At 70.5% G+C, this 24101-nt stretch carries 20 protein-coding genes and 2 pseudogenes; 12 read left to right on the top strand and 10 right to left on the bottom strand.

Annotated features, from left to right (window positions below; all coding sequences use genetic code 11):
• Nucleotides 1–69 precede the first annotated feature (69 nt).
• The 4 genes from AB0B50_RS37265 (at nucleotide 70) to AB0B50_RS37250 (ending at nucleotide 4978) form a co-directional block, all read left to right on the top strand.
• Nucleotides 70–1221, top strand: coding sequence for an ROK family transcriptional regulator (locus AB0B50_RS37265; RefSeq protein WP_362340280.1), 1152 nt, complete (start codon nucleotides 70–72; stop codon nucleotides 1219–1221).
• Nucleotides 1222–1408: 187 nt separating this feature from the next.
• Nucleotides 1409–2347 (top strand): ABC transporter permease subunit, encoded by a 939-nt coding sequence (locus AB0B50_RS37260; protein WP_362340405.1) that lies wholly within the window; start codon nucleotides 1409–1411, stop codon nucleotides 2345–2347.
• Nucleotides 2344–3279, top strand: coding sequence for a carbohydrate ABC transporter permease (locus AB0B50_RS37255; protein WP_362340279.1), 936 nt, complete (start codon nucleotides 2344–2346; stop codon nucleotides 3277–3279). Before AB0B50_RS37260 ends, AB0B50_RS37255 begins: the two co-directional genes overlap by 4 nt.
• A gap of 67 nt (nucleotides 3280–3346) precedes the next feature.
• On the top strand, nucleotides 3347–4978 hold the full coding sequence (locus AB0B50_RS37250) for an extracellular solute-binding protein (protein ID WP_362340277.1): 1632 nt from the start codon (nucleotides 3347–3349) through the stop codon (nucleotides 4976–4978).
• Nucleotides 4979–4999: 21 nt separating this feature from the next.
• Here the strand turns inward: AB0B50_RS37250 and AB0B50_RS37245 are convergent, their stop codons facing one another.
• Both AB0B50_RS37245 and AB0B50_RS37240 read right to left on the bottom strand, forming a co-directional pair.
• Nucleotides 5000–6442, bottom strand: a complete 1443-nt coding sequence (locus AB0B50_RS37245) for an amino acid permease (protein ID WP_362340275.1) — start codon at nucleotides 6440–6442, stop codon at nucleotides 5000–5002.
• A 104-nt stretch (nucleotides 6443–6546) separates the two neighbouring features.
• Nucleotides 6547–6670, bottom strand: a pseudogene (locus tag AB0B50_RS37240) (carbohydrate ABC transporter permease); the annotation flags it as partial.
• A 117-nt stretch (nucleotides 6671–6787) separates the two neighbouring features.
• On the opposite strand from AB0B50_RS37240, the pseudogene AB0B50_RS37235 reads away from it, so the two are divergent.
• Nucleotides 6788–7060 (top strand): annotated as a pseudogene (locus AB0B50_RS37235) (family 1 glycosylhydrolase); the annotation flags it as partial.
• A 477-nt stretch (nucleotides 7061–7537) separates the two neighbouring features.
• On the opposite strand, the gene AB0B50_RS37230 reads toward AB0B50_RS37235, so the two are convergent.
• Complete coding sequence (locus AB0B50_RS37230) at nucleotides 7538–7999, bottom strand: universal stress protein (protein WP_362340273.1); 462 nt, start codon at nucleotides 7997–7999, stop codon at nucleotides 7538–7540.
• Nucleotides 8000–8090: 91 nt separating this feature from the next.
• On the opposite strand from AB0B50_RS37230, the gene lysX reads away from it, so the two are divergent.
• Nucleotides 8091–11396, top strand: coding sequence for a bifunctional lysylphosphatidylglycerol synthetase/lysine--tRNA ligase LysX (gene lysX, locus AB0B50_RS37225; RefSeq protein ID WP_362340271.1), 3306 nt, complete (start codon nucleotides 8091–8093; stop codon nucleotides 11394–11396).
• Nucleotides 11397–11532: 136 nt separating this feature from the next.
• Nucleotides 11533–12378, top strand: coding sequence for a polysaccharide deacetylase family protein (locus AB0B50_RS37220; RefSeq protein WP_362340269.1), 846 nt, complete (start codon nucleotides 11533–11535; stop codon nucleotides 12376–12378).
• A gap of 35 nt (nucleotides 12379–12413) precedes the next feature.
• Here AB0B50_RS37220 and AB0B50_RS37215 read toward each other — a convergent pair whose 3' ends face one another.
• Entirely contained in the window at nucleotides 12414–13094 is a 681-nt protein-coding gene (locus AB0B50_RS37215) for a class F sortase (RefSeq protein WP_362340268.1), read from the bottom strand.
• Between the two features lie 348 nt (nucleotides 13095–13442).
• Between AB0B50_RS37215 and AB0B50_RS37210 the strand changes: the two genes are divergently transcribed.
• Nucleotides 13443–13937 (top strand): hypothetical protein, encoded by a 495-nt coding sequence (locus AB0B50_RS37210; protein ID WP_362340266.1) that lies wholly within the window; start codon nucleotides 13443–13445, stop codon nucleotides 13935–13937.
• A 154-nt stretch (nucleotides 13938–14091) separates the two neighbouring features.
• Here AB0B50_RS37210 and AB0B50_RS37205 read toward each other — a convergent pair whose 3' ends face one another.
• From AB0B50_RS37205 to AB0B50_RS37190, 4 genes are all read right to left on the bottom strand, one after another.
• Complete coding sequence (locus tag AB0B50_RS37205) at nucleotides 14092–14613, bottom strand: hypothetical protein (RefSeq protein WP_362340264.1); 522 nt, start codon at nucleotides 14611–14613, stop codon at nucleotides 14092–14094.
• Nucleotides 14614–14803: 190 nt separating this feature from the next.
• The gene (locus tag AB0B50_RS37200; protein ID WP_362340262.1) at nucleotides 14804–15349 is read right to left on the bottom strand and encodes a luciferase family protein; all 546 of its coding nucleotides are present in this window, start codon (nucleotides 15347–15349) and stop codon (nucleotides 14804–14806) included.
• Nucleotides 15350–15352: 3 nt separating this feature from the next.
• Nucleotides 15353–16657: an alpha/beta hydrolase-fold protein gene (locus AB0B50_RS37195; RefSeq protein WP_362340261.1), complete on the bottom strand. Its 1305-nt coding sequence runs from the start codon at nucleotides 16655–16657 to the stop codon at nucleotides 15353–15355.
• Between the two features lie 190 nt (nucleotides 16658–16847).
• Nucleotides 16848–17060, bottom strand: coding sequence for a hypothetical protein (locus AB0B50_RS37190; RefSeq protein WP_362340260.1), 213 nt, complete (start codon nucleotides 17058–17060; stop codon nucleotides 16848–16850).
• Nucleotides 17061–17179: 119 nt separating this feature from the next.
• Here AB0B50_RS37190 and AB0B50_RS37185 point away from each other — a divergent pair, with 119 nt between their 5' ends.
• Complete coding sequence (locus tag AB0B50_RS37185; protein WP_362340259.1) at nucleotides 17180–17953, top strand: polyprenol monophosphomannose synthase; 774 nt, start codon at nucleotides 17180–17182, stop codon at nucleotides 17951–17953.
• Nucleotides 17954–17978: 25 nt separating this feature from the next.
• On the opposite strand, the gene AB0B50_RS37180 is transcribed toward AB0B50_RS37185, so the two are convergent.
• Together AB0B50_RS37180 and AB0B50_RS37175 are read right to left on the bottom strand one after the other, a co-directional pair.
• Nucleotides 17979–18743, bottom strand: coding sequence for a hypothetical protein (locus AB0B50_RS37180; RefSeq protein WP_362340258.1), 765 nt, complete (start codon nucleotides 18741–18743; stop codon nucleotides 17979–17981).
• Between the two features lie 15 nt (nucleotides 18744–18758).
• Nucleotides 18759–18887, bottom strand: coding sequence for a hypothetical protein (locus tag AB0B50_RS37175; RefSeq protein ID WP_362340257.1), 129 nt, complete (start codon nucleotides 18885–18887; stop codon nucleotides 18759–18761).
• 1064 nt (nucleotides 18888–19951) lie between these two features.
• On the opposite strand from AB0B50_RS37175, the gene AB0B50_RS37170 reads away from it, so the two are divergent.
• The 3 genes from AB0B50_RS37170 (at nucleotide 19952) to AB0B50_RS37160 (ending at nucleotide 24100) form a co-directional block, all read left to right on the top strand.
• Nucleotides 19952–20932, top strand: coding sequence for an SCO0930 family lipoprotein (locus AB0B50_RS37170; RefSeq protein WP_362340256.1), 981 nt, complete (start codon nucleotides 19952–19954; stop codon nucleotides 20930–20932).
• 223 nt (nucleotides 20933–21155) lie between these two features.
• Nucleotides 21156–21968, top strand: a complete 813-nt coding sequence (locus AB0B50_RS37165; protein ID WP_362340255.1) for an SAM-dependent methyltransferase — start codon at nucleotides 21156–21158, stop codon at nucleotides 21966–21968.
• Complete coding sequence (locus AB0B50_RS37160) at nucleotides 21965–24100, top strand: EAL domain-containing protein (protein ID WP_362340254.1); 2136 nt, start codon at nucleotides 21965–21967, stop codon at nucleotides 24098–24100. The genes AB0B50_RS37165 and AB0B50_RS37160 overlap by 4 nt, the downstream gene beginning before the upstream one ends.
• Nucleotide 24101: the final 1 nt, after the last annotated feature.

The following is a 24101-nucleotide window of genomic DNA, read 5'->3' as shown; positions in this document are numbered from 1 at the left end:
AGGTAAGTTTCTCAATCGCTCCGGGTCACCCTGAGAGCAACCGATCTTGCTGTCAAGGGGGAGGGGCTCATGAAAGAACCCATTGGCGGACCCGCGAGCGGCGATCCTTCACTGCTGCGACGGCTGAACGCGGCGGCGGCCCTGCGCGTCCTGCGCGAGCGTGACGAGATCACCGTGCCCGAGCTGGCCTCGCTGATCGGCGTCTCCCGGCCCACGGCCCAGGACCTGACCGCCCAACTCCTGCGCGAGGGGCGGCTGGTCGAGCTGACCCCCGGCAGCGGCAGCGTCGGCCGCCCCGCCCGCAGGTTCCGCTTCCGCGCCGAGGCGGGCCATGTCCTCGGCGTGGACATCGGCGCGCACAAGGTCCTGGTGCTCGCCGCCGACCTGCTCGGCCGCACGGTCGCCGCCCAGCGCGTCGCCGTCACCCCCGAACTGCCCGCGCACGAACGGCTGGAGGCCGTGCGCGCCGCCATCGCGGGCTGCCTCGCCAAGCCGGAGGCGGCCGATGTACGCCCGCTCGCCACCGGTGTCGGCACCAGCGGCATGGTCGACACCGAGGGGCGCGTCGCGGTCAGCGACTCGCTGCCCGAGTGGACCGGGCTCGACCTCGCCCGCGAGCTCTCCGACACCGCTCGCGGCCCCGTCGTCGTCGGCAACGACATCCAGCTGGCCACCCTCGCCGAGTGCACCGGCGGGGTCAGCGTGGGCGTACGCGACTGCGTCTACCTGTACGTCGGCAACCGCCTCGGCATCGGCCTGTGGCTCGGCGGCGAACTGCACCGCGGCCACCACTCGGCCGCCGGCGAGATGGTCGCCGGGGACGGCTGGGAGCTCTCCTACCAGCGGCTTCTCGACTGGTTCGCGGGGCATCAGGGCGCGGACCGGCCGACCAGGGAGAACGCGGCCCGAGCAGTGGTGACCGCCGCCGCGGCGGGCGACGGCGGGGCCAAGTACACCCTGCGTGCCTTCGCGGAGGCCCTCGCCGACAGCCTGGCCCGCCATGTCGCGGTCCTCGACCCGCAGTCGGTGGTGCTCGGCGGCGGCATCTCCCGGGCGGGCGCCCTGCTCGCCGAGCCGTTCGCCGAGCGGCTCGGCGCGCTCTGCCCGTATGCGCCGACGGTGCAAACGTCGGTACTCGGCGAGGAATCCACCGCAATCGGGGCAGCCCGCCTCGCACTGGAACACATCGATCACGCCGCGCAGAAAAGTCCAACTCCTTGAGGCCGCGAGGTGGTTGACGGACGGGAGTCGCACTTCGATGATGTGGCTCTCTTTCGGAAAGTTGGCTTCTTAATTAGCCGGCTGCCGGATTCCCTATTCCGTCGTGCCGCCAGGCCAGGGAGTACGTGTGACATCCCAAGGAACGCTGCGCAGGCCCAAGGCCGCGTCGCCACCGACCGCGTCCGCCGTGACACCGCAGGGCCCGCCGCGCCTTCGCCGAGTCCCGCTCCGCGTCCGATTGCGGAACAACTGGGTGATGCTCGCGCTCATGGCCCCGGGCGTGCTGTTCTTCATCGGCTTCTTCTACGTGCCGATGCTGGGCAACGTCATCGCCTTCCAGGATTACCAGCCCTTCATCGGCTTCAAGGACAGCCCGCTGGTCGGCCTCGCCAACTTCCAGGAGCTGTTCGCCGATCCGGCGTTCTGGGAGTCGGTGCGCAACACGCTGGCCTTCGCCGCGCTCCAGCTGATCTTCTTCTTCCCGGCCCCGCTGGCTCTCGCGCTGCTGATCAACAGCCTGGTCAGCCCGCGCATCAAGAAGTTCGTGCAGAGCATCGTGTATCTGCCGCACTTCATCTCATGGGTCCTGGTCGTCGCGCTCTTCCAGCAAGTCCTCGGCGGAGCGGGCCTGTTCAGCAACTACCTGCGCGACCACGGCATGTCGCCGCTCGACGTGATGAGCGACCCCAGCACCTTCCCGCTGCTCATCACGGGGCAGGTGATCTGGAAGGACATCGGCTGGGGAATGATCATTTACCTGGCCGCCCTCGCCAACGTCGACCAGAGCCTGTACGAGTCGGCGGCCGTCGACGGCGCCGGGCGCTGGCGCCGCATGTGGCACGTCACGCTGCCCGCGGTCCGCGGCGTCACGATCATGCTGCTCGTGCTCCGCCTCGGCGACGTGCTCTCCGTCGGCTTCGAACAGTTCCTGCTCCAACGCGACGCGGTCGGCGCACGCGCGGCGGAAGTCCTGGACACGTACATCTACTACCACGGCGTCGTCTACGGCGACTGGGGCGTCGGCGCCGCGGCCGGACTGGTCAAGGGAGTCGTCGGGGCCTTGATGATCTGGGGTGCCAACAAGGTCGCCCACGCCTTCGGAGAGCACGGGGTGTACAGCAAATGAGCAGCTTCGGATTTCCCCTGCGCACCAAGAGCGAACGGCAGCGGACACGCGAGGAGCGGCCCGTCTGGGAGGAGCCGCCGACGAAGATCGGCTCCACCGCCAAGGCCGTCGTCATCACGGTCATCTGCGCCGTGATGGTCCTGCCCTTCCTCACGGTCCTCTCCACCAGCCTCGCCTCCCGCAAGGAGATCACCGAGTCCGGCGGCTTCGTGCTCTTCCCCACGGAGCCGACCCTGGAGGCGTACCGCACGATCCTGTCCGGCGGGATCGTCTCGCGCGCCGTGGTGGTGAGCGTCCTGATCACCGCGGTCGGCACGGCGCTCTCGCTCCTGACGACGATCGCCCTCGCGTACGCCCTGAGCAAGCGCGGCGTCCCCGGCAGCAAGCCGATCCTCCTGATGGTCCTGTTCACGCTGCTCTTCGCGCCGGGCATGGTCCCGATGTACGTGGTCGTCAAGGAGCTCGGACTCCTGGACTCCTACTGGTCGTTGATCCTGCCCGTCCTGATCAACGCGTTCAATCTCGTCGTCCTGCGGGCGTTCTTCATGAACATCCCCGACGAGCTCTACCAGGCGGCCCGTATCGACGGCGCGGGCGACTGGCGCATCCTGACCCGCATCGTGCTTCCGCTCTCCAAGGGCGTCGTCGCCGTCGTCGGCCTCTTCTACGCGGTGACGTACTGGAACGCCTTCTTCAACGCGATGCTCTACCTCAACGACTCCGGCAAGTGGCCCATCCAACTGGTCCTGCGCACCTACGTCGTACAGAACAAGTCCATGACGGCGGACCAGCTCGGCATCACGAACATGCCGCCGCAGCAGTCCCTCTCCATGGCCGTCGTGATGCTCGCGCTGCTGCCGATCCTGGCGCTCTTCCCCTTCCTGCAGAAGTACTTCACCAAGGGCGTGCTCACCGGCGCCATCAAGGGCTGACCCCGCTCACTCCGACCTCCCCCGCGTCTCATCCCGACCTCACCCGCGGAGAATCCCCATGCCTGGTATGTCCCGACGCACCTTCCTCAGCCTCTCCACCGCCGTCGCGGCGGGCGCGGCCGCCACCTCCCTGACGGGCTGCGGCTCGGCCGCGAAGAAGACCGGCGAAGCGGCCTCGTCGAAGGTGAAGCTCCCTTCGTACGTCCCCTTCACCAAGGTCGAGCCGGACCTCGCGCCGAACTCCAAGGGCCTGTCGGCCGGCTTCCTCTCCTACCCGAAGGAGCTGGTGCGCAGCGTCGCCAAGACTCCGGGCGACGGCTCGAAGATCACCATGCTCACGGAGATCTGGACCCAGCCGCCGACCCCCAAGGACTCCAACGCGTACTGGGAGAAGCTCGACAAGGAACTCGGCGTCGAGCTGACCGCCATCCTCGGCACCGACCCCGGCTACGAGGAGAAGTTCTCCGCGACGGTCGCGGGCGGCGACCTTCCCGACCTGCTCTGGATACCGCCCAACCAGGGCATCCAGCACATCGCCGAACTGCTGGAGGCCAAGTGCGCGGACATCACCGAGTACGTGTCGGGCGACGCGGTGAAGAAGTATCCGAACCTCGCCGCGATGACCCCGGCGCACTGGAAGACCGCGGTCGTCAACGGCAAGATCTGGGGCGCGCCCGTCCCCTACCCGGCGCTCGGCCAGGTCTACGGCGGCAACCCGAAGGTCTGGGAGAAGGCGGACGGCCTCCAGGCATCGGGTCCCGAGGAGTTCCTCGCCAAGTGCAAGGAGGTCACCGGCGGCAGGACCTGGGCCCTTGAGCCGATCTACGTCAACGCGGCCAGCGTGCTGAGCCAGTGCTTCGGCGCCCCCAACAAGTGGCGTCAGAACAAGGACGGCTCGCTGACCTGGTTCCAGGACACCGACGAGTACGAGGAGACCCTGAACTTCGTCCTGAAGCTGAAGAAGGCGGGCGTCTTCTACCCGGGCAACCCCAAGATGGCCGACGCCTACACCAAGATGGCGCAGGGCGCGATCGGCGCCTGCGTCTTCGCGAACCCCTTCAACGCCCGCAAGGACACCCGCGTCCAGGACCCGGGCATCGCCGCCGAGATCCTCATCCCCTTCGCGGCGGGCGGGAACAAGCCCAACCACCACTACCACCTGGGCACCATCGGCTACACCGCCATCAAGAAGGGCGACGAGAAGCGGGTGCGGATGCTGCTGCGCGTCCTCGACTACCTGGCGGCGCCGTTCGGCAGCAAGGAGCGCGAGTTCCTGGAGTACGGCACCGAGGGCGAGGACTTCACCTACGACAAGAACGGCTTCCCCACCCGCACCAAGCAGGGCAAGCAGCAGGTCGAGGGCCTCTACAGCGGCCTGATGACGTCGACGACCTCGCCCTTCGCGATCATCGCGTCCAGCTTCCCGGGCACCGAACGCGTCCAGGACGTCAAGGACGTCTACGCGGCCGAGCAGAGGCTCCTGGAGACGGCCGTCCGCAACCCCACGGTCGGTCACTACTCGGACGCGTACACGCAGCACTACGGGCGCATGTCCACCGAGGCGACCGATCTGGTCAACGACATCGTCAGCGGGCGCAAGAAGCTGAGCGAGTGGAAGCCGTTCTGGGCGGAGTGGAAGAACAAGGGCCTGGAGCAGATGGCCCGTGAGTTCCAGAAGTCGATCGAGAAGAGCGCCTGACGCCTACGGGGCCCGGTCCGCCTACGGGGCCTTGTCGCGCGGCTCCGAAAGGGCCGTATCCGCCTTCGCCAGCTCCGACTTGCGGTACGAGTACCCGAAGTACACGAGGAGGCCGACCGCGAACCAGACGGCGAACCGCACCCAGGTCTGCCACTGCAGGAACGTGATCAGCCAGATGGAGAAGACGACCCCGAGCGCCGGGACCACCGGCATTCCGGGGCAGCGGAAGGTGCGCGGCAGATCGGGCTGCTTGTAGCGCAGCACGATCACCGCGACGCACACCACGACGAACGCCAACAGGATCCCGATGTTGGTGAGTTCGGCCGCCTCGCCGATCGGCAGGAACCCGGCGATGGCGGCCGACGCGAACCCGACGATCCACGTGACGCGCGTCGGTACGTGACGCGTCTCGTGGGTCTTCGCGAACCACTTGGGCAGCAGCCCGTCGCGGCTCATCGAGAACCACACGCGCGTGACGCCCAGCATGAAGGTGAACATCACGGTGAGGATGCCGATGATGGCGCCGACGGCGATGACGTCGGCGAGCCCGCCGAGCCCCACGGACTTGAACGCGCTGGAGAACCCGCTCTCCGGGTCGATGTCCTTGTAGTCCTGCATGCCGGTGAGGACCAGACAGGCGAGGACGTACAGCACCATCGAGATGGCGAGGGAGTAGAGGATCGCCTTCGGCATGTGGCGCTGGGCGTCCTTGGACTCCTCGGCGGCGGTGCTCATCGCGTCGTACCCGAACACCGCGAAGAAGACGGTCGCCGCACCCGTGAACGCGCCGCTGACCCCGAAGGGGAAGAACGGCTCGTAATTGCCGGTGTTGATGTGGAAGAACCCCACGCCGATCACCACGAGGACGACGAGCACCTTCAGGACCACGACGACCATCTCGAAGCGCGCCGCGTTCTTGATGCCGAGCGTGAGCAGATACGCGATGAGCAGGCACAGGAGCGCCGCGAAGAGGTCGACCTTGTGCCCGTCGCCCGTGCCGGGCGCGCCCAGCATCCACGCGGGCAGCTCGGCACCCATGTCGCCCAGGAGAAAGTTGAAGTACCCGGAGATCCCGATGGCGACCACCGCCACGATCGCCGTGTACTCCAGGAGCAGATCCCAGCCGATGAACCAGCCCGCGAGCTCGCCGAGCACCACATAGCCGTAGGTGTACGCGGATCCGGCCTTCGGGATGAGGCCCGCGAACTCGGCGTACGAGAACGCCGCCGCGGCGCTCGCGATGCCCGCGATCAGGAATGAGATCAGGACCGCGGGCCCCGCCTTCTCGTTGGCGACGGTGCCCGCGAGCGTGAAGATGCCGGCGCCGATGATGCCGCCGACGCCGATCGCGGTGAGCTGCCAGAGCCCGAGCGAGCGGGCGAGTCCGCCGCCCGCCTCGGACTCCTCGATGCGTTCGATGGGCTTGCGGCGCAGTACGCCCTGCCCCTTTTGGAGTCCCGCCATGAGGTCCACCTCTTCGCTGACGGCCGTCGGCTGATGGCGGATCATGATGGCCCAGCCGTGCCCTCGAAGGAAGGCGCCACTCCCGTCATGGAGCACGTGGAGTTCTACTTGGTGGCTCCTTGGGCGAAACCGTTGTAAAGGAAGCGCTGGAGGAACAGGAAGACGAGCAGGGTCGGCAGGATGACGAGGATCGCCCCCGGCGGAGATGTTCTCCCAGTGAGCACCGAACGCACGCCGAAGGGACCGTGTGGTGTGCGGCGGCGCTGGTCGCATGGAATACGGGTCGCCCTCCGGGCGGCATGCCGCGCGTCCCGAGGTCACGGGAAGCGCAGGGCGGTTCGCAACGTCCGGGACGAGGCGCGCGCCGACTCTCTGCGCGGGCACCTGGAGGCGGTCGCGCGGTCCGTCGCCGAGGGCGTCGGCGTGCGCGGCTACGACGTGTGGTCGCTGATGGACAACTTCGAGTGGACCCACGGCTACAGCAAGCGCTTCGGGCTCGTCCACGTCGACTACACCACGCTGCGCCGGACCCCTAAGGACAGCTACCACTGGTACAAGCACCGCATCACCGCGCACCGAGGTGCCGCCCGGAGCCGGACGAGCCCGTCGGCGCGATGAGCCGGTCGAGCACCGCGTAGCCGGTTTCGCCGGGTGGCCGGCTGCGGCACACGATCAGGCCGGGCGCCCGACGCGCCCCGTGCCAGAACGGCCCGAGGGCCAGCAGCGCGACGGAGCGCGTCGGGGACGGAGCGCGTCGCCGCACGCGCGGCCGCGTACGCCTCCACGACGGTCCCCCGGGCGAAGCCGAGTTGCGCGGCGAGGGCGCGGGTGGAGGGCAGCGGGCCGGGATGTGAAGTGAGCCGAATCCAGGGTTCCAACATGACGTCACAGCAAGCGAGTTCATCGGAACCCTCGGCTCGGCGGCGGCAGGCGCGGTCGCTGCGGAACCTGGTCCAGGAGGCGGGCGACAGTCCCACGGCATGGCGGGTCTTCACCGTCGTGGCGCGGCCGGCCCTCGCCGCCGCGTTCCTCTCCGCGGCGACGATGCTCGCCATGGCCTCCAGGGGTCCCTCGTCCTGCGCGTGGACCGACTGGTCACGGCACCACGGTGACCGGCCAGCGGCCCGCCTTCACCAGGCGTACGGCGACCGATCCGATGATGCGGTGGCCCGCCTGCTCCGAGGCGCCGACGACGACGGCGTCGGCCTTCAGCTCGTCGGCGGCGGAGACGAGACCGTTGTAGGGGTCGCCGCGGAACGTGTGGAACTCCCAGCGGACATCGAATATGTCTTTCACCCGCTCGGCCGCGTCCCTGATCTCCGCGATCAGACTCTCGGCGATCTCGTCGGTGGTCTCGGCGACCGGGGCGCCGAGCGCCGCGCCCGCCGCCATCACCGGCTGGATGTACACCACGGCGAGCAGGGCCCGCTGCCGCCGGGCCAGGCCTCCGGCATATGCCGCAGCCCGCAACGAGGAATCGGAGCCATCGACTCCGACCACGATCACCTTGGGCCCGTCAGTGCCGCGTTCGAACTGCTGGGACTGGTCTTCACTCACGCCGAGAGGTTAACGGAGCGGAGCGCTCCGGCAGCAGCCGCCCGCCCCGGCTCGACGAGCGGCGTGGCCGAGCTGTTTCTAGAGTCGTGCCATGACTGTCAGCACGGAGGAGCCCGAGGCCGGCGGACAGGATCCCGAGGCCGACGGACGGATACGCCCGCGTGGCGGATTCCTGTCCCGCGTCCCGGAGGTGTTCGCCGCTTTCTTCGGCACCCTCGGCATCTTCTGCGCGGTCCTCGCGGTCATACCCCCGCTGCGCCGCCTGCTGCTCCCCGTGATCCGCACCCTCGACCTCGTCACGGTCCCGGTCAGCGTCAACCTCGCGTACGCGGTCTTCCTCTTCCTGCTCGCCGCCGCGACCGCCGCCCGCAAGAAGGTCGCGTGGTGGCTCGTCGTCATCTATCTGGGTCTGCTCCTCGCCTTCGACGTGCTCGGCGCGGCCCTCGGCTTCTGGGCGGAGTCGCTGCCGTCCTTCGTTGTCTGCGGCATCGCCTTCGTCCTGCTGATCCTGGCCCGCAAGGAGTTCTCCGCAGACTCCCGCCGCGGCGCCGTCTGGCGGGCCATCGCGGTCCTCGCCGCGGGCCTCGGCATCGCGATCCTGCTCGGCTGGGGCCTGGTCGAGCTCTTCCCCGGCACGCTGCCGCGCGGCGAGCGCCTGCTGTGGGCCGCCAACCGCGTCTGCGGCGGGCTCATCCACGGCCGCGACTACTTCGACGGCTCCCCGCCGCGAGGGCTCTACTTCTGGCTCGGCCTGTTCGGCGCGCTCGCCCTCCTGAACGCCGCCGCCACGCTCTTCCGCTCCCAGCGCATGGAGGCGGCCCTGCACGGCGACGAGGAGCCCCGCATCCGCGCGCTCCTCAAGGCGTACGGGGATCAGGACTCCCTCGGCTACTTCGCCACCCGGCGCGACAAGGCCGTCGTCTTCTCGCCCAGCGGCAAGGCCGCCGTCACCTACCGCGTCGAGGCCGGCGTCTGCCTGGCCAGCGGCGACCCCGTCGGCGACCGCGAGGCCTGGCCGCACGCGATCGGCGCCTGGCTGGACGTGGCCCGGCGGTACGCCTGGCAGCCCGCGGTGATGGGCGCCTCCGAGGACGGCGCCACCGCGTACGCCCGCTCGGGGCTCGGCGCGCTGCAGCTCGGCGACGAGGCGATCCTGCACGTCGCCGACTTCGACCTGGGCGGCCGCGACATGCGGGTGACCCGCCAGGCCGTGAACCGCGTGCGCCGCACCGGCGCCACCGCCCGGATCCGCCGCCACTCCACCCTCACCGACGAGGAGATGGAGGAGATCATCGACAAAGCGGACGCCTGGCGGGACACCGAGACCGAGCGCGGCTTCTCCATGGCGCTCGACCGCCTGGGCGACCCCGAGGACGGCGAGTGCCTCCTGGTCGAGGCCCTGGACGCCGACGGCAGGCTCCTCGCCCTGCTCTCCCTGGTGCCCTGGGGCAAGGACGGCATCTCCCTGGACCTGATGCGCCGCGACCGCAGCGCGCCGAACGGTGTCATGGAGTTCATGGTCGCCGAACTGTGCGCCGCGGCGCCGAAGTTCGGGGTGCGCCGCATCTCCCTCAACTTCGCCGTCTTCCGCTCGGTCTTCGAGGAGGGCGGCAGGATCGGCGCGGGTCCCGTCCTGCGGCTGTGGCGCAAGCTCCTCCTCTTCTTCTCCAAGTGGTGGCAGCTCGAAGCGCTCTACCGCTCCAACGCCAAGTACCACCCCGAGTGGTACCCGCGCTTCATCTGCTACGGCGACAGCGGCGCGCTCGCCCGCATCAGCCTGGCGTCCGGCATCGCCGAGGGCTTCGTCTCCGTGCCCTCGCTGCGCAAGCTCTGGGGCAAGGGTCACAAGCCCCGGGGCGTCACCCAGCCCGCGACCACCGAGGGGCTCCCGTCCATCGCCGCGCTCGGGCTCGCCGGGCAGGGCGACGCGGCCGACGCCGACCCCGCGTCGAAGCTCCCGGAACAGATCCGCATCCGCCACCGCAAACTCGACCGGCTGCGCACCGAGGGCGTCGACCCCTATCCGGTGGGCCTGGCCCCGCGCACCCACGAACTCGCCGCCGTTCAGGCCGACATGACGGGGCAGCAGGTCACGGTCGCGGGCCGTGTCATGCTCGTACGCGACTTCGGCGGCGTCGTCTTCGCCGTCCTGCGCGACTGGTCGGGCGACCGCCAGCTCGCCCTCACCCGCGACATCTCGGGCCCCGACGTCCTTGACCGCTTCACCGCGGGCACCGACATCGGCGACCACATCACGGCCACCGGCACGGTCGGCACCAGCGACAAGGGCGAGCTGACCGTCTTCGTCACCGACTGGCGGCTCACCGGCAAGTGCCTGCGCCCCCTGCCCGACAAACGGCGCGGCCTGACCGACCCCGAGGCCAAGGTGCGCCGCCGCTACCTCGACCTGGTCGCGAGCCCCGACGCCCGCGACGTCGTGCGGGCCCGCTCCACCGCCGTACAGGCCCTGCGCCAGGGCCTGCTCGACCGCGGCTACCTGGAGGTCGAGACGCCGATGCTCCAGCAGATCCACGGCGGCGCCAACGCCCGCCCCTTCACCACCCACATCAACGCCTACGACCTCGACCTGTATCTGCGCATCGCGCCCGAGCTGTACCTCAAGCGGCTCTGCGTCGGCGGCATGGAGAAGGTCTTCGAGATGGGCCGCACCTTCCGCAACGAAGGCGTGAGCTACAAGCACAACCCCGAGTTCACGATGCTGGAGGCGTACCAGGCCTTCGCCGACTACGACGTGATGCTCGACCTCACCCGCGAACTCATCCAGGGCGCGGCGACCGCCGCCTTCGGCAGGGCGGTGGCGTACAAGGACGGCGCGGAGCACGACATCTCCGGGCCCTGGCCGGTCAAGACCGTGTACGGCGCGATCTCCGAGGCACTCGGCGACGAGGTCGACGCGGACACCCCGCTGCGGGCCCTGCACCGGCTGTGCGACCGGGCCGCCGTCCCGTACACGACCGACGACGGACGCGGCGACGTCGTCCTGGAGATGTACGAGCGGCTCGTCGAGGAGAAGACGAAGCTGCCCACCTTTTACAAGGACTTCCCGACCGACGTCTCCCCGCTCACCCGTCAGCACCGCACCGACCCGCGCCTCGCCGAGCGCTGGGACCTCGTCGCCTTCGGTACCGAACTGGGCACCGCCTACTCGGAGTTGACCGACCCGGTCGAGCAGCGCCGCCGCCTCACCGCCCAGTCGCTGCTCGCCGCCGGGGGAGACCCCGAGGCCATGGAGCTCGACGAGGACTTCCTCGACGCCCTGGAGTACGCGATGCCGCCCACCGGCGGCCTCGGTATCGGCGTCGACCGGCTCGTCATGTTCCTCACCGGCCTGACCATCAGGGAGACCCTGCCCTTCCCGCTCGTACGCCGGGTCTGAGGCACGTACGGGGCCGGACCGAGGCTCGTCCGGGGTGGGACCGAGGCCCGTCCGGGGCACGTCTGATCGGGTGCTTTCGGGGGCTGCCCCAGTGTTGGTGTTCCGCGCGGGCCTTCGGCCATGCGACGGATTAGTCATGAAAGACGATCAGCTGACTCCAGGGCGTCGGGTCCTGCTCCGCGCCGCCGCGGTCCTCGGCCTGACCGCGACTGCCGGATGCGTGGGCGCGGAACGACCGTCCACCCCGGGACCCACCGTCACCGGCGGCGCGCCCGCCGCGGGCCCGCAGGCCGCCCGCGCCCTCAAGCCCTCCGCGTACCGCCTCCAGCCCATGGCGGGACACGGCCCGCAGCGCGCCGCGCGGGCCCTGCCCCGGGTCCGCAAGGCGCCGATCCTGCGCATGCCGGGGCGCGAGCGCTCGATGGTGCTGACCTTCGACGACGGACCCGACCCCCGCTACACCCCACACATCCTGCGCATCCTGCGAAGACACGACGTCCGCGCGATGTTCTTCGTCTGCGGCGAGATGGCCGTCGACAACAAGGACCTGCTGCGCGAGATGGCCGACGACGGGCATCTGATCGGCAATCACACCTGGAGCCATCCGCTGCTCCCGCGGCTGAGCCGCGCCACGATGCGCGATCAGATGGAGCGCACCTGCGACGTCATCGAGGACACGACCGGCGAACCCCCCGCGTGGTTCCGCGCCCCCTACGGCGCGTGGAACCGCAACGCCTTCCAGCTGGGCGCCGAGCTCGGGATGGAGCCGCTGGCCTGGACCGTCGACACCCTCGACTGGACCGAACCCGGGTCGGCGACCATCGTGCGGCGCGTGCGCGCGGGCGCGGGACCGGGCGTCGTGGTCCTCTCGCACGACGCGGGCGGCGACCGCTCGGGCAGCGTCGCCGCCCTGCGCTCCTATCTGCCGGAACTCCTGGACTCCGGCTATCGCATCACCCTGCCGAGCCGCTTCATGACGTGAACCGTTCGCCCGCCGGGTCGGTGGGGCCGAAGTGCTCAGCGTACGGCGACCAGGCGGGCGAACACCACGACGTTCCCGTCGTATCCGGAGCTCTTGGAGAATCCGCCGCCGCAGGTGATGACCCGCAATTCGGGTCCGCCCACGTTTCCGTACACGCGCTTTCCCGGGAAGTTCTCCTTCTCGAAGACCTCGATGCCGTAGATCTCGAAAATCGCCGTCTTCTTGTCCTTGCGCCTGACCTCCACGTGATGTCCCTTCTTCAGGGAACCGAGGCCGTAGAAGACGGCGGGGCCCTGCTGATTGTCCACGTGGCCGACCACCACCGCCGTGCCCTTCTCGCCGGGGGATACGGCGCCGGTGAACCAGCCCGCGAGATTCGGGTCTTCGGGCGGCGGCGCGTCCACCCAGCCCTCGGAGTCCAGGCCCACCGGCATGATCGGGGCGTCCACCTGGATGCCCTTGATGCGGACGCGCTCGGCCGGCGAGAACGTCAAGGGCGCGGGGGCGCCGCGGCCCGCATCGGGCGCACGGTCCGCGGCCGCCGCGGACGCGGGCTGCGGCGGGCCCACGTCGAACTCCCCCGAACCGTTGCGGATCAGCGCGAGGCCGGTGAGCAGGACGAGTGCCATCACACCCCACGGGGCGCGCTTCCTCTGCTTTTCGTCCTCCTGGAAATCCTGGAATTCGAACTCGTCGGCCGGATGGGACGAAGGCATTCTCTATCCCCTCTCAACGCGGCATTCCCACCGCGTCCGTTGCGCGTACGAAAACGCTAAGCGCGGGGCGCGCGGCGTGCGAAAGGGCGGGAGCGAACGGGTGGCGGCCCGGCCCCGGTGCGCCATCCGAGTCGCCCTCGGCGGGAAAATTCTGACGGTCCGTGACCTGCGGCAATGGGGCATTGCGCACACACCCCTCGGCGTGTCGTCTCACCAGGACGGCCGATCCCCGAAATGCGGCTCCGCACAAGGCATCTGAGGGTCAGTCTGGGAGGCGCTCTCGCCGATCGACCGGGGACGGTATCCCCGGGGCGTCTTCCGCGGAGGATTGCCATGCGTACTTCTCGTATGCGGACCACACGTGCCCTCGCGGTCGCCGCCGCGGCCGTCGGCGCCGTCGGGCTCGCCGCCCCGGCCGCGTCCGCGTGGGCCGACCCGACCAACATCGTGGCCATGCCCAGCGTGATCCCCAAGGGCGGACATCTGACGGTCACGGTCGACGGCACGTCCTGCCAGGCGCCCGGCAGCAAGATCACTTCGCCCGCCTTCCCGGACGCGCAGCTGCACAAGATCGACGGCGGCAGCACGTCGAGCGCGACGGCGATCGTCCACACGAACGCCACGCCGGGCGCGTACGACATCACGGCGCACTGCGGCGGCAAGACGCTGACCCGCCCGGCCGCCTTCACGGTCATCCACGGTGGTGTCCGCGGTGGCATCGGCGGCAGCTCGACCTCCGGGGCGACCAGCACCGACATGGCGATCGGCGGTGCCCTGGTGGCCGCGGCGGTGGTCGGCGGCGGGGTGTTCTGGATGCGCCGCAGGGCCGAGAACAGGGCCTGAGCCCTTGGCCGGGCCTGGCGCGTCCCCCTTCCGCGCCGCGCCCGGCGCCGCTTTCTCGTACGGCACGTGACGGTGCTTTCTCGTACGGCACGTGGCAGCGCTTCGCCCCCGGGACCTGGAGACGTCCCGGGGGCGAAGCACTGCTGAGCGTGGGTCAGGAGTTGTCCTCACCGGTGCGGCGGCGCGTCTTGTAGTACGCGACGCCGATGGTGCCCAGGATCAGCGCGCTGCCCAGCGCGATCTCGTGCAGGTCGAGGCCCCCGAGGCTGCCGCCGACGCCGGCCTTGACGCCCTTGTGGACGGTGTGGCTGTCCGGGCGTCCTGTGGCGATGGTGAGGTCGGTCTTGTCGCTGCCGGGGTTGCTGCCGTTGCAGGTGAACGTCACCTCGTACATCGCGCCCGGTTTCGCGTCCCAGAACACCTGCGCGGTGGCGGACTTCTGCCCCTTGGGGATGGTGGTGTCGTCGAAGACCCCGGAGGTGACCTTGGTGTCGCCGTCGCAGCCGTCGACGTTCAGGGTGACCTGGCCGCCCGCGGCGATGGTCGTGGGGGAGACACTGAAACCGAACGCGGTGACGTTCTCCTCGCCGACGGCGGCCGCCGAAGCGGTCGGGGCCGTGAGGGTCAGGGCGGTGGCGGTGAGCAGAGCGGCCGAGGCGACGCGTATCGCGCGCATGGTGAATCCTCCGGGTCCCCGAGGAGCAGCTGCGGACCTTCTTCCGCTGACGCCTGAAATGCACCTCGATGCCCGAAACGCTAGGTAGGGATCCATCCGGTCGCGATCGGTGTCGCGCGAACGGGGCATGCGTGTGGGCCGGACAGGGGAACGGCGCGGCGCGCCGCCCCCGACGGCACCCGATGGTGTGTCAGGAGTCCCGGCGCGGGGAGAGCCCCCGCTGTTCCAGGGTCTCCGACAGAATCCGCACCGCCTTCGGGCCCACGCCGTGCAGCGCGAGGAGTTCGGACTCCGTGTGCCGTGCCACCTGCTCCAGCGTCGTGAGACCGGCGCCGAAGAGCGCCCGGGTGGCCGGTCGACCGATGCCGGCGGGGAGGTCTCCGCCCGGGGTGTCGGCCGCCGACTCCGCGCCGGCGAGCGACGCGGCGAGCCGCTTCGGGGCGCGGCCGAACCACGACGCGCGGACCAGGGCGCCCAGGTCCTTGCCGTTGATGTCGGCCAGTGGGACGCGGAAGCCGATCGGTGTGCCGCCGCGCGTGAGGCGCTCACCGCTCGGGTGCGCGGCGAGGGCGGCCTCCGTGTCGTCGGGCGGCAGCTGGAGCTGGACCTGGCCGTCCTTGTTCACCGAGGCGAAGTCCTTGCCCCGCACGGTGAAGGCGACCATGCCGAAGCGGGTGCCCTCCTCGACCTCCGGGAGGGCGAGCGCGGCCTTGCGGAGCTGGGGCACAGTGGTCATGGCTCAGGGTGTCAGACCGATGTGCGACGCGAGCCACGGCAGCTGCTTCTCCAGGCCGGGGCGCCACACCTGCCAGCTGTGCCCGCCGGGCAACTCGACGAGCTGCACCGACATGTCGGCCTTCTTCGCCGCGGCGTACACCTTGAGGGCCTGGGGGCGGTACGTCGAGTCGTCGGTGCCCGCGACGAACGTGCCCGCGGTGTCGGGGAACTTCTTACCTGCCATCACGTCCATCGGATTGACCTTCTCGAACGCCGCCTCGTCCCCGCCGAACGCCGCGTCCACGGTCTTCTTGCGGCTGCCGAGGGTCGGCTCGTCCTGGCCCGAGATGTCGAGGAAGGTGCCGTACCGCTGGGGTGCGTTGACCGCCATCTGCAGGGCGCAGGTCCCGCCGTTGGAGAGCCCGGAGATCGACCAGTGCGCGCGGTCCGTGGCCGTCTGGAGGTGGGAGGCGGCCCAGGCGGGTACGTCGTCGGCGAGGTACGTCTGGACCTTGCCGAGCCTGGAGTCCATGCACAGCGGATTGTCGAAGGGGGAGCCCAGCGGGTCGACCACCAGGACGATCGGCGCGAGCCCGGCGTGCCCGGCGGCGAACTCGTCCATCATGTCCGGCAGTTGACCCGAGGTGATCCAGTCCTGCGGCGAGCCCGGCTGACCCGCCATCAGGACGAGGACCGGGAGGAGAGGGCGGGGCGTCGCGCGGTAGGCCGGGGGCAGATAGACGTACGCGTCGCGGGCCTTGAAGCCCGACTTCGTGCCGGGGATCGAGGCGGTCGACACCGTGCCCTTGTCGGGCAGTCCGGCCGGGGCCTTCCAGACCTCGGAGAGCGCCTTGCCCTTCGGTACGTCGAGCGTCGGCTCCTTCTTGCCCGTGGCGTCCTTGAGGCTCACGGTGTCCTGGGGGCCGAGCATGGTCCGCAGGGTCGGGTAGTTGTCGTAGTGGATGTTGACCTCGGACAGGCCGAGCACGACGACGAGCGCGCCGGACAGCAGGGCGCCCGCGCGGCCGCGCCGGCGCAGCGTCGGCATCCGGCAGAACGCCAGGCACACCCCGAGGAGCGCGACGCCGATCCACAGCACGACATCGGTGGGGAGCTTGTCGGGGAAGGGCTGCCACCAGTCGTCGACGGTGAGCTTGACCAGGAGCGACAGCAGGAGGGCGGCGACGACGGCGACCGGGAGCAGCCGGGTCCACCAGCGGCGGTCGCGCGAGAAGAGGAGGGCGGCGAGCGCCGCGGCGCCGAGGATGCGTACGACGAGGGGTACCGCCCCGTCGACCAGCGACCAGTCAAGCGGCCCGGCGGCCATCGGCACCCGCTCCACGCGCGTCCCCGTTCCGTTCGGTTGCCGGCCCCCAGGGAAGTAGGTGAGCGGACCGCTCTACCTTGAGCTACAGCCCCGCGCAGTGGAGCTGGGTGGACTTGAACGCACCATCTGCCCGCTCATAAAAAACCATAGCAAGGGTGGCTGATCCGGCAAATCGGTCACCGGTGCGGGGCTACGGGCCCGTCCAGACATGCGCGCCGCCGCGCCATTCGACGAGGTGCGGGTCGTCGAGCGCCATGTCGGCCTCGCCGAGCCCCGCGCGCCGCAGGAACTCCATCAGGTCCCGGTCGCTGCGGGCGACACCGACGTCCTGTCCGCGCACGGTGACCCGCCGTCCGCCGTCGGCGGCGGGCGGGTGGACGACGATCGGTGACTGCCAGGCCATGGGACCAGGGTGCGCCGTACGGGAGCGCGGCGCAGCGTGGTTCACGGCCAATGCGGGCGGCCGCGTCCCGAGATCCCTGTCGTAGTGTGGGGCGACCGCACGGAGAATCGCACGGGGGAATGGTTGTGGAACAGGCGTCCCGGGCCGCTGACGTGGCCGTCCCGAAGGTCGTGGTGGTGGTTCCCACGTACAACGAACGGGAGAACCTGCCCCTCCTCGTCGACCTGCTCATGGGCCTCGGTCTGGCGGGACTGCACGTCCTCGTCGTCGACGACGGCTCGCCCGACGGCACCGGCGCCGTCGCGGACAGGATCGCGGAGGAGTCCGCGGGGACGGTGGCCGTGCTGCACCGGAGCGAGAAGGACGGTCTCGGGCGTGCGTACGTCGCCGGAATGACCCGCGCCCTGGCCGACGGCGCGGACGTGGTCGTGCAGATGGACGCCGACCTGTCGCACCCCGCCGAAACGCTGCCGCTCATGGTGCGGACCTTGCTCGAGGACGACGGTGCGGCCGTCGTCCTCGGCTCCCGTTATGTGGCGGGCGGGAAGCTCGCCACGGAGTGGGCCTGGCACCGCAAGGCGCTCTCCGCCTGGGCGAACTTCTACGTCAACGCCGTCCTGCGGCTCGGTGTGAAGGACGCGACGGCGGGGTTCAAGGCGTGGCGGGGGTCCGCCCTTGCGGCGATCGACCTGCCGTCGGTCCGCAGCAACGGCTACTCCTTCCAGGTCGAGATGAACTTCCGGGCGGTCCGTCGCGGCATGCGGATCGTTGAGGTGCCGATCACGTTCGAGGAGCGGGTCAACGGCGAGTCCAAGCTCAGCCTGCGGGTGCAGGCCGAGTCGGCGATCACGCCGTGGAGGCTGCGGTTCGGCCGCCGGGGCGCGGGGAGCTGACGGGCTCCCCGCGCCGGGGTCCGGCTCATTCCCCGAGCCCGGGGAACAGGGCGTGGAAGGGCTCCGCCGTCGCCGCGATGCCGCGGCTGTAGGGCGCGTCGAAGTCCCAGATGAGGAAGAGCAGGAAGGCGAACAGGGCGGAGAAGAGTCCGGCGAGGATCAGTTCGCGCGGTGTGCGGCGGATCTGCAGCGCGAAGATCATGCCGATGGTGACGAGGCCGCCGGCGACCAGGCCGAACCAGACCACGCCGGGCATGGTCGCCCCGGCGCTGTCCGCGCGGGCGCCGCGGGCGTCGTCCGCGACCGCCACCTGGTCGACCAGCGGCTGGTACGCCTGGGCCTCGAAGTCCGACTTCGGCTGGTAATCGGTGACGTCGTGGCGCACGCGGGCCAGGAGTTCCGTGCCGCGGTCGGTGAGTTCCCCCTTGTCCTTCATCGTGTCCCACTCCGTGGTGACGACATGGCTGACATAGGTGTGGACGTCGGCGCGAATCCGTTCTCTGACGTCCTCCGGATAGACCCGCGCGCGCTCGGAGACCTCGTGCAGCGCCTGGGCCTCCACGCGTACGTGTTCCTGGGCGGCGCCGCGTGCCTCCCAGACGCCCGCGATGGCCAGGCCAAGGACGATGGCGTACACGACGCCGATCATCATGGTCATGTACTCGATGACGTCCGGTGTCTCGGACGCGTCGTAGTCCGCGCCCGTTCTGCGGTGTCGCAGCAGTGTCACGACGAGCACGACACCGCAAGCGGCGGCCATCGCGAGGGTGAGAACAAGCCATTCCGACATGGGACCTCCGTACGGTCAGCGCGGGCGGAGCGCGGCGACCGCGAGAACCGCGGGCGCGGTGACGAGCAGGGTGAGCGAAACGAGGGACGGGCCGCTGCGGGCCGGTCGCTTGCGCGGCGGGGTGCGGTACGCCGGATATGTCACGGGTGGCGGAGACTTGACCGCTCTGCGATGAACAGGGGCCTTGGGCTTGGGGGTTGGGGTCGACTCGGGAGGCGGGGGCGGCGCCGGAGTGGGTGTCGGCGCGGGCGCAGGCGCGGGAGCGGCGGCAGGCGGAGCGGGAGCCCGTGGCGGAGGAGGCGGTTCCGGTACCCGCGGCTTCGGTTGCGGTGCCGTCGGGGGAGTCGGCTTCGGGGGAGTCGGCGTCGGTGTCGGCGGCTTCGGCGTGGGTGTCGGTGTCGGCGTCGGTGTGGGCGTGGGCTTGGGCTTGGGTGGCCGGCAGGAGGCACCGGCGCCGGCGACGGCCACCAGGTCGCCGCCCGGAGCGGAACCGTCCTGGGTGATCGATGCGTACGCGCAGCTGTCGGCCGGGACCGCGCCCGAGGCCGAGGAAGCGCCCAGTGCCAGCGCCAGCGCGAGAAGCGCCAACACGCGTGTGACTAGGGGGGATAAGCCCCGTGGAGATCCGTGCACGACGGAGAGCATGGGCGGCGCGCACGCCTGTCGCGCCGGAGTTGCCTCCGAATGCCCCGAAGGGAGGAGAAGCGCCCGTCAAGGTTTGACGACGCGCGCCCCCCGTATCGGCCGCTCTCCTCGCATCGGCCGCGCCCGTGGTCGTTCCTGCGTCACGCCTGCCTTGCGTGACGCCTGCCTTGCGTGACGCCTGCCTCGCGTGACGCCTGCCTCGCGTCGTGCCTGCGTCGCGTCACGCCTGTCCTGCGTCGTGCCTGCGTCACGCCTGTGTCGCGTCTGTTCTCGCGCTTTCCCTGCGCCGTGGCCGCGCCTCCTCGCGTCCGCCCTAGCGTCTGCCCTCGGGCCCGTTCTCGGGCCCGTGCCCGCGTGCGCCTCCATGTCTGCCCCGCGCCCGCCGCACCTGCCCCGCGCCCGTGGCCGCACCTGCCCCGCCCTCCCCGCGCTCGCCCGGCGCCCCGCCCCGCGCAAAGAATCTTGCGGAGCCGTTGAACGCGGTGCCCGTTCCCACCCGTACCTAGGGCCATGTGTGACGCCACCGGGCGCCACAGCAACGGAGCCGACAGCGGGAGTTGGAGATGCGGCACCTTTCAGGGGGTTCCCCCCGGGCCTGGCGGAGCGCCTCGCTCGTAGCGACGGCTGCGGCCTTGCTGGCGCTGACGACGGCGTGCGGTCAGGACACCGGCGACCAGGCCGCCAACGGTCAGAACGTGGGCAACCAGGCGCCCGCCAAGGACGACGGCTACGGCGCGGGCGACGGCTATGGAGCAGATTCCGGCGACGCCGGCAAGGGCGCGGACGCGAAGGCGAAGTCCGCCGGGCAACTCGCGGTGTGGGACAGCAAGAAGCTCGGCAAGGTCGTCACCGACAGCGAGGGCTTCACGCTCTACCGCTTCGACAAGGACACCGCGCAGCCGCCCGAGTCCAACTGCGACGCCGCCTGTCTGAAGGCCTGGCCCGCCGTGGCCGCCGACGGGGCCAAGGCCGCCCCGGGCGTCGACGCGTCCCTGCTCGGCGAGGTCACCACCGCGGACGGCACCAAGCAGCTCACCATCGACGGCTGGCCGATGTACCGGTACGCGCAGGACGCGAAGCCCGGCGACGCCAAGGGGCAGGGCGTGGGCGGTACTTGGTACGCCGCCGCCCCCGACGGCAAGAAGGCAGCGCCCGAGGCCGCGGACGCCGCCCCCGTCGACCCGGCGGGCCTGTCGACCCGCAAGGACCCGAAGCTCGGCGAGATCGTCGTCGACAAGAACGGCATGACCGTCTACCGCTTCACCAAGGACTCCGCCTGGCCGATGAAGTCGGCCTGCACCGGGGCCTGCCTCGACAAGTGGCCCGTTGTGGAGCCCGTCGCCAAGAACGACACCAAGGGCATCCTCAAGAAGGGCTTCGTCACCTTCGACCGGCCCGACGGCAAGAAGCAGCAGACGATCGACTGCTGGCCGCTGTACACCTTCGCGGGGGACAAGAAGCCCGGTGACACCAACGGGCAGGGCGTGGGCGGGACTTGGTACGCCGCGAGCCCGGAAGGAAAGCCGGTGGGCGCCCCCAAGTAGCCCGCCGCGACCCGTGCGCCGCACGGACGGACCGGCCCGTTCCCTCCCATATCACAAGGAGGGGACGGGCCGGTCGCTGGTGTGGGATACGGCACTTGCCAAAGGCAGTGACCGAGAACGGACGGCCAATTTCCGTTTTGACTCGCTCCCTTGGCGGACGATCAGTAGCCTCACCTCGAACACCGGATCGCCTGCGTCACCCCCCTAACGCCTTGGAGTCTTGATGGAGCGTCCCGCCTGGGCACCGCTCGGCATCGACATCTCGATGCCCAGCGTGTCCCGCATCTACGACTACTACCTGGGCGGCTCGCACAACTTCGAGGTGGACCGGGAGGCGGCCCGCAAGGCGATGGAGTTCATGCCGGGGCTGCCCAAGGTGATGCAGGCGAACCGGGCGTTCATGCGGCGTGCGGTGCGTCACGCCGTCGACCAGGGCGTCACGCAGTTCCTCGACATCGGCTCCGGCATCCCGACGTTCGGCAACGTCCACGAGGTGGCACAGCAGGCCAGCCCCGACGCCCGTGTCGTCTACGTCGACCACGACCCGGTCGCCGTGGCGCACGGCAAGACCGTGCTCGAGGGCGACGAGCGGACCGCGGTCCTCGCCGCCGATCTGCGCAAACCCCGGGACATTCTGGGCAGTTCGGAAGTCACCTCGCTCCTCGACCTGGACCGCCCCGTCGCTCTTCTCCTCGTCGCCGTCCTGCACTTCGTCGAGGACGCGTACGATCCTTACGCGGCGGTGGCCGAACTGCGGGACGCAACTGCGCCCGGCAGCCTGGTCGTCGTCACCCACGCCTCGTACGAAGGGATCCCCGTTCCCCCCGAACAGGCCGGCGGGACCGTCGGTGTATACAAGGACATCCGCAATCCACTGATCATGCGCTCGCGCGACGAGATCGCGCGGTTCTTCGAGGGATACGACATGGTGGAACCCGGCCTGGTGCCGATGCCGCACTGGCGGCCCGACACCGCGCCCGAGGAGGAGGATCCGTACTCCTTCTCGGGATTCGCGGGCGTGGGACGGAAGCGTTGAGCGGCGAGCAGGACGGACCCGAGGGAAGACTCCGCAGGTTCGCCACCATCTGGAGCCGCGCGATCTTCCCCGTGACGGCCACCTCGATGACCCGACCCGAGTTCGAGCAGCAACTGGTGCCGCTGGCGCGGCGGTTGCGCGACGCGCTGCAGGAGCGGGTCTTCGACGCGGCACAGGGGCAGGCCGTCGGCGCCGCGCTCATCGGCACGCACTGCACCGACCCCGAGGCGCTCAGCCGCACGCTCGACTGCGTCGACGCCTACCTGGTCCTGTACTGCGGCGGCGAAGGACCTCAGGAGGAGCTGCGGGCCCGCTCCGCGCGGATCCAGCACGCGATGGCCGCGGGCTTCGCCGAGGCCCTTCGCGAGCGGACCCGTGCCGAGCAGGAGGCGATCCACCGGGCCGCCCTGAGCGCCCGCAGCGCCGTCGCCGAGGCCCTGCACGCCAGCGAGGCCCGCTTCCGCGCGGTCTTCCACGGCGCCGCGATCGGCATCGGGATCGCCGACCTCGACGGCACGGTCCTGGAGGTCAACGACGCGCTGATCCGCATGTTCGGCGGCCTGGAGCAGCATCTGCGCGGACGCAACGTGGGGGAGTGGACGCACCCCGACGACTCCCCGCACGTCTGGAAGCTCTACGAGGAGCTGGTGCGCGGCGAGCGCGAGCACTACCGCGTCGAGAAGGCCTTCTACCGCCCCGACGGCACGGTCCTGTGGACCAATCTGACCGTCTCGCTGCTGCGCGACGCCGACGGAGTGCCGCAGTACCAACTGGCGCTGATGGAGGACACCACCGAGCGCCGTCTCCTCAACCTCCGTCTGCGGTACGAGGCGACGCACGACGCGCTCACCGGACTCCCCAACCGCACCCTGTTCTTCGAGCGCCTGGAGAAGGTCCTCGCGGCGGGCCAGAACGCCCGGTTCGGGCTGTGCTACCTCGACCTCGACGGCTTCAAGACCGTCAACGACAGCCTGGGGCACGCGGCGGGGGACCGGCTGCTCGTCGAGGTCGCCGACCGGCTGCAGTCCTGCGCGACCGCGCCCGGCGAGATGGTGGCGCGGCTCGGCGGCGACGAGTTCGTTGCGCTCACCACAGGACCCGACACCGAGCACGAGGTGGACGAGCTCGCCGGGCGCATCATGAACGCGCTCGCAGCCCCGATCCGCGTCGACGGCCGCGAGCTGACCGTGCGCGGCAGCATCGGCATAGTCGAGGGCCCGGCGGGCGAGCGCGGCGCCGCCGAGGTGCTCCGCAGCGCCGACATCACGATGTATCGCGCCAAGTCCGCGGGCGGCAACCGCTACGAGCTCGCCGACCCCGAGGCCGACGCCCGCGCCATCACCCGGCACGGCCTGACCACCGCCCTGCCCACGGCCCTGGAGCGCGGCGAGTTCTTCATCGAGTACCAGCCGCTCGTGCACCTCGGCGACGGCAGCGTGCGCGGCGCCGAGGCGCTCGTGCGGTGGCTGCACCCGCAGCACGGCGTCATCGGCCCCGACCGGTTCATCCCGCTCGCCGAGCACACCGGTCTGATCGTGCCGCTCGGCCGCTGGGTCCTGGAGGAGTCCGTGCGTCAGGCCCGGCTCTGGGAGGCGGGGCACGCCGACGCGGGCCCGCTGCGGGTCAACGTGAACCTCTCGCCCTGCCAGCTGACCCACCCCGGCCTGGTGTCCGACACGGTCGACATCCTGGAGCGCGAGGGTCTGGAGCCGGGCGCGCTGTGCCTGGAGGTCACCGAGTCCGCGCTGATAGGAGCCGACGACGACCTGCTCAAACCGCTGCGCAGGCTCGCCGAGATGGGCGTGGACATCGCGCTCGACGACTTCGGCACGGGCTACTCCAACCTCGCCAACCTGCGCCGCCTTCCGGTGAGCGTGCTCAAGCTCGACCGCTCCTTCACGCAGGGCATGCAGCACTTCCCCGCCGACCCCGTCGACCTCAAGATCGTCGAGGGGATCGTTTCGCTCGCGCACAGCCTCGACCTCGCGGTCACCGTCGAGGGCGTCGAGACGGGCGCGCAGGCGGACCAGCTGCGGGAACTCGGCTGCGACACGGCCCAGGGCTGGTACTACGCGCGCCCGGGTCCGCCCGACCGGCTGCATGAGCTGGCACTCGCGGACGCGACGGGCTGAG

Source organism: Streptomyces sp. NPDC041068 (assembly GCF_040647455.1).
In the GTDB taxonomy this organism is placed as follows: Bacteria; Actinomycetota; Actinomycetes; order Streptomycetales; family Streptomycetaceae; genus Streptomyces.
Note: the sequence above shows the minus strand (reverse complement) of the source record. Positions and strands in the feature narration are given on the sequence as shown.

Bases quoted from the DNA above. Each gene is read 5' to 3' on its own strand.
- AB0B50_RS37265 (WP_362340280.1), top strand. From the start codon at position 70: ATGAAAGAACCCATTGGCGGACCCGCGAGCGGCGATCCTTCACTGCTG.
- AB0B50_RS37255 (WP_362340279.1), top strand. From the start codon at position 2,344: ATGAGCAGCTTCGGATTTCCCCTGCGCACCAAGAGCGAACGGCAGCGG.
- AB0B50_RS37250 (WP_362340277.1), top strand. From the start codon at position 3,347: ATGTCCCGACGCACCTTCCTCAGCCTCTCCACCGCCGTCGCGGCGGGC.
- AB0B50_RS37245 (WP_362340275.1), bottom strand. From the start codon at position 6,442: ATGGCGGGACTCCAAAAGGGGCAGGGCGTACTGCGCCGCAAGCCCATC.
- lysX (WP_362340271.1), top strand. From the start codon at position 8,091: ATGACTGTCAGCACGGAGGAGCCCGAGGCCGGCGGACAGGATCCCGAG.
- AB0B50_RS37220 (WP_362340269.1), top strand. From the start codon at position 11,533: ATGAAAGACGATCAGCTGACTCCAGGGCGTCGGGTCCTGCTCCGCGCC.
- AB0B50_RS37215 (WP_362340268.1), bottom strand. From the start codon at position 13,094: ATGCCTTCGTCCCATCCGGCCGACGAGTTCGAATTCCAGGATTTCCAG.
- AB0B50_RS37210 (WP_362340266.1), top strand. From the start codon at position 13,443: ATGCGGACCACACGTGCCCTCGCGGTCGCCGCCGCGGCCGTCGGCGCC.
- AB0B50_RS37205 (WP_362340264.1), bottom strand. From the start codon at position 14,613: ATGCGCGCGATACGCGTCGCCTCGGCCGCTCTGCTCACCGCCACCGCC.
- AB0B50_RS37200 (WP_362340262.1), bottom strand. From the start codon at position 15,349: ATGACCACTGTGCCCCAGCTCCGCAAGGCCGCGCTCGCCCTCCCGGAG.
- AB0B50_RS37195 (WP_362340261.1), bottom strand. From the start codon at position 16,657: ATGGCCGCCGGGCCGCTTGACTGGTCGCTGGTCGACGGGGCGGTACCC.
- AB0B50_RS37190 (WP_362340260.1), bottom strand. From the start codon at position 17,060: ATGGCCTGGCAGTCACCGATCGTCGTCCACCCGCCCGCCGCCGACGGC.
- AB0B50_RS37185 (WP_362340259.1), top strand. From the start codon at position 17,180: ATGGTTGTGGAACAGGCGTCCCGGGCCGCTGACGTGGCCGTCCCGAAG.
- AB0B50_RS37180 (WP_362340258.1), bottom strand. From the start codon at position 18,743: ATGTCGGAATGGCTTGTTCTCACCCTCGCGATGGCCGCCGCTTGCGGT.
- AB0B50_RS37170 (WP_362340256.1), top strand. From the start codon at position 19,952: ATGCGGCACCTTTCAGGGGGTTCCCCCCGGGCCTGGCGGAGCGCCTCG.
- AB0B50_RS37165 (WP_362340255.1), top strand. From the start codon at position 21,156: ATGGAGCGTCCCGCCTGGGCACCGCTCGGCATCGACATCTCGATGCCC.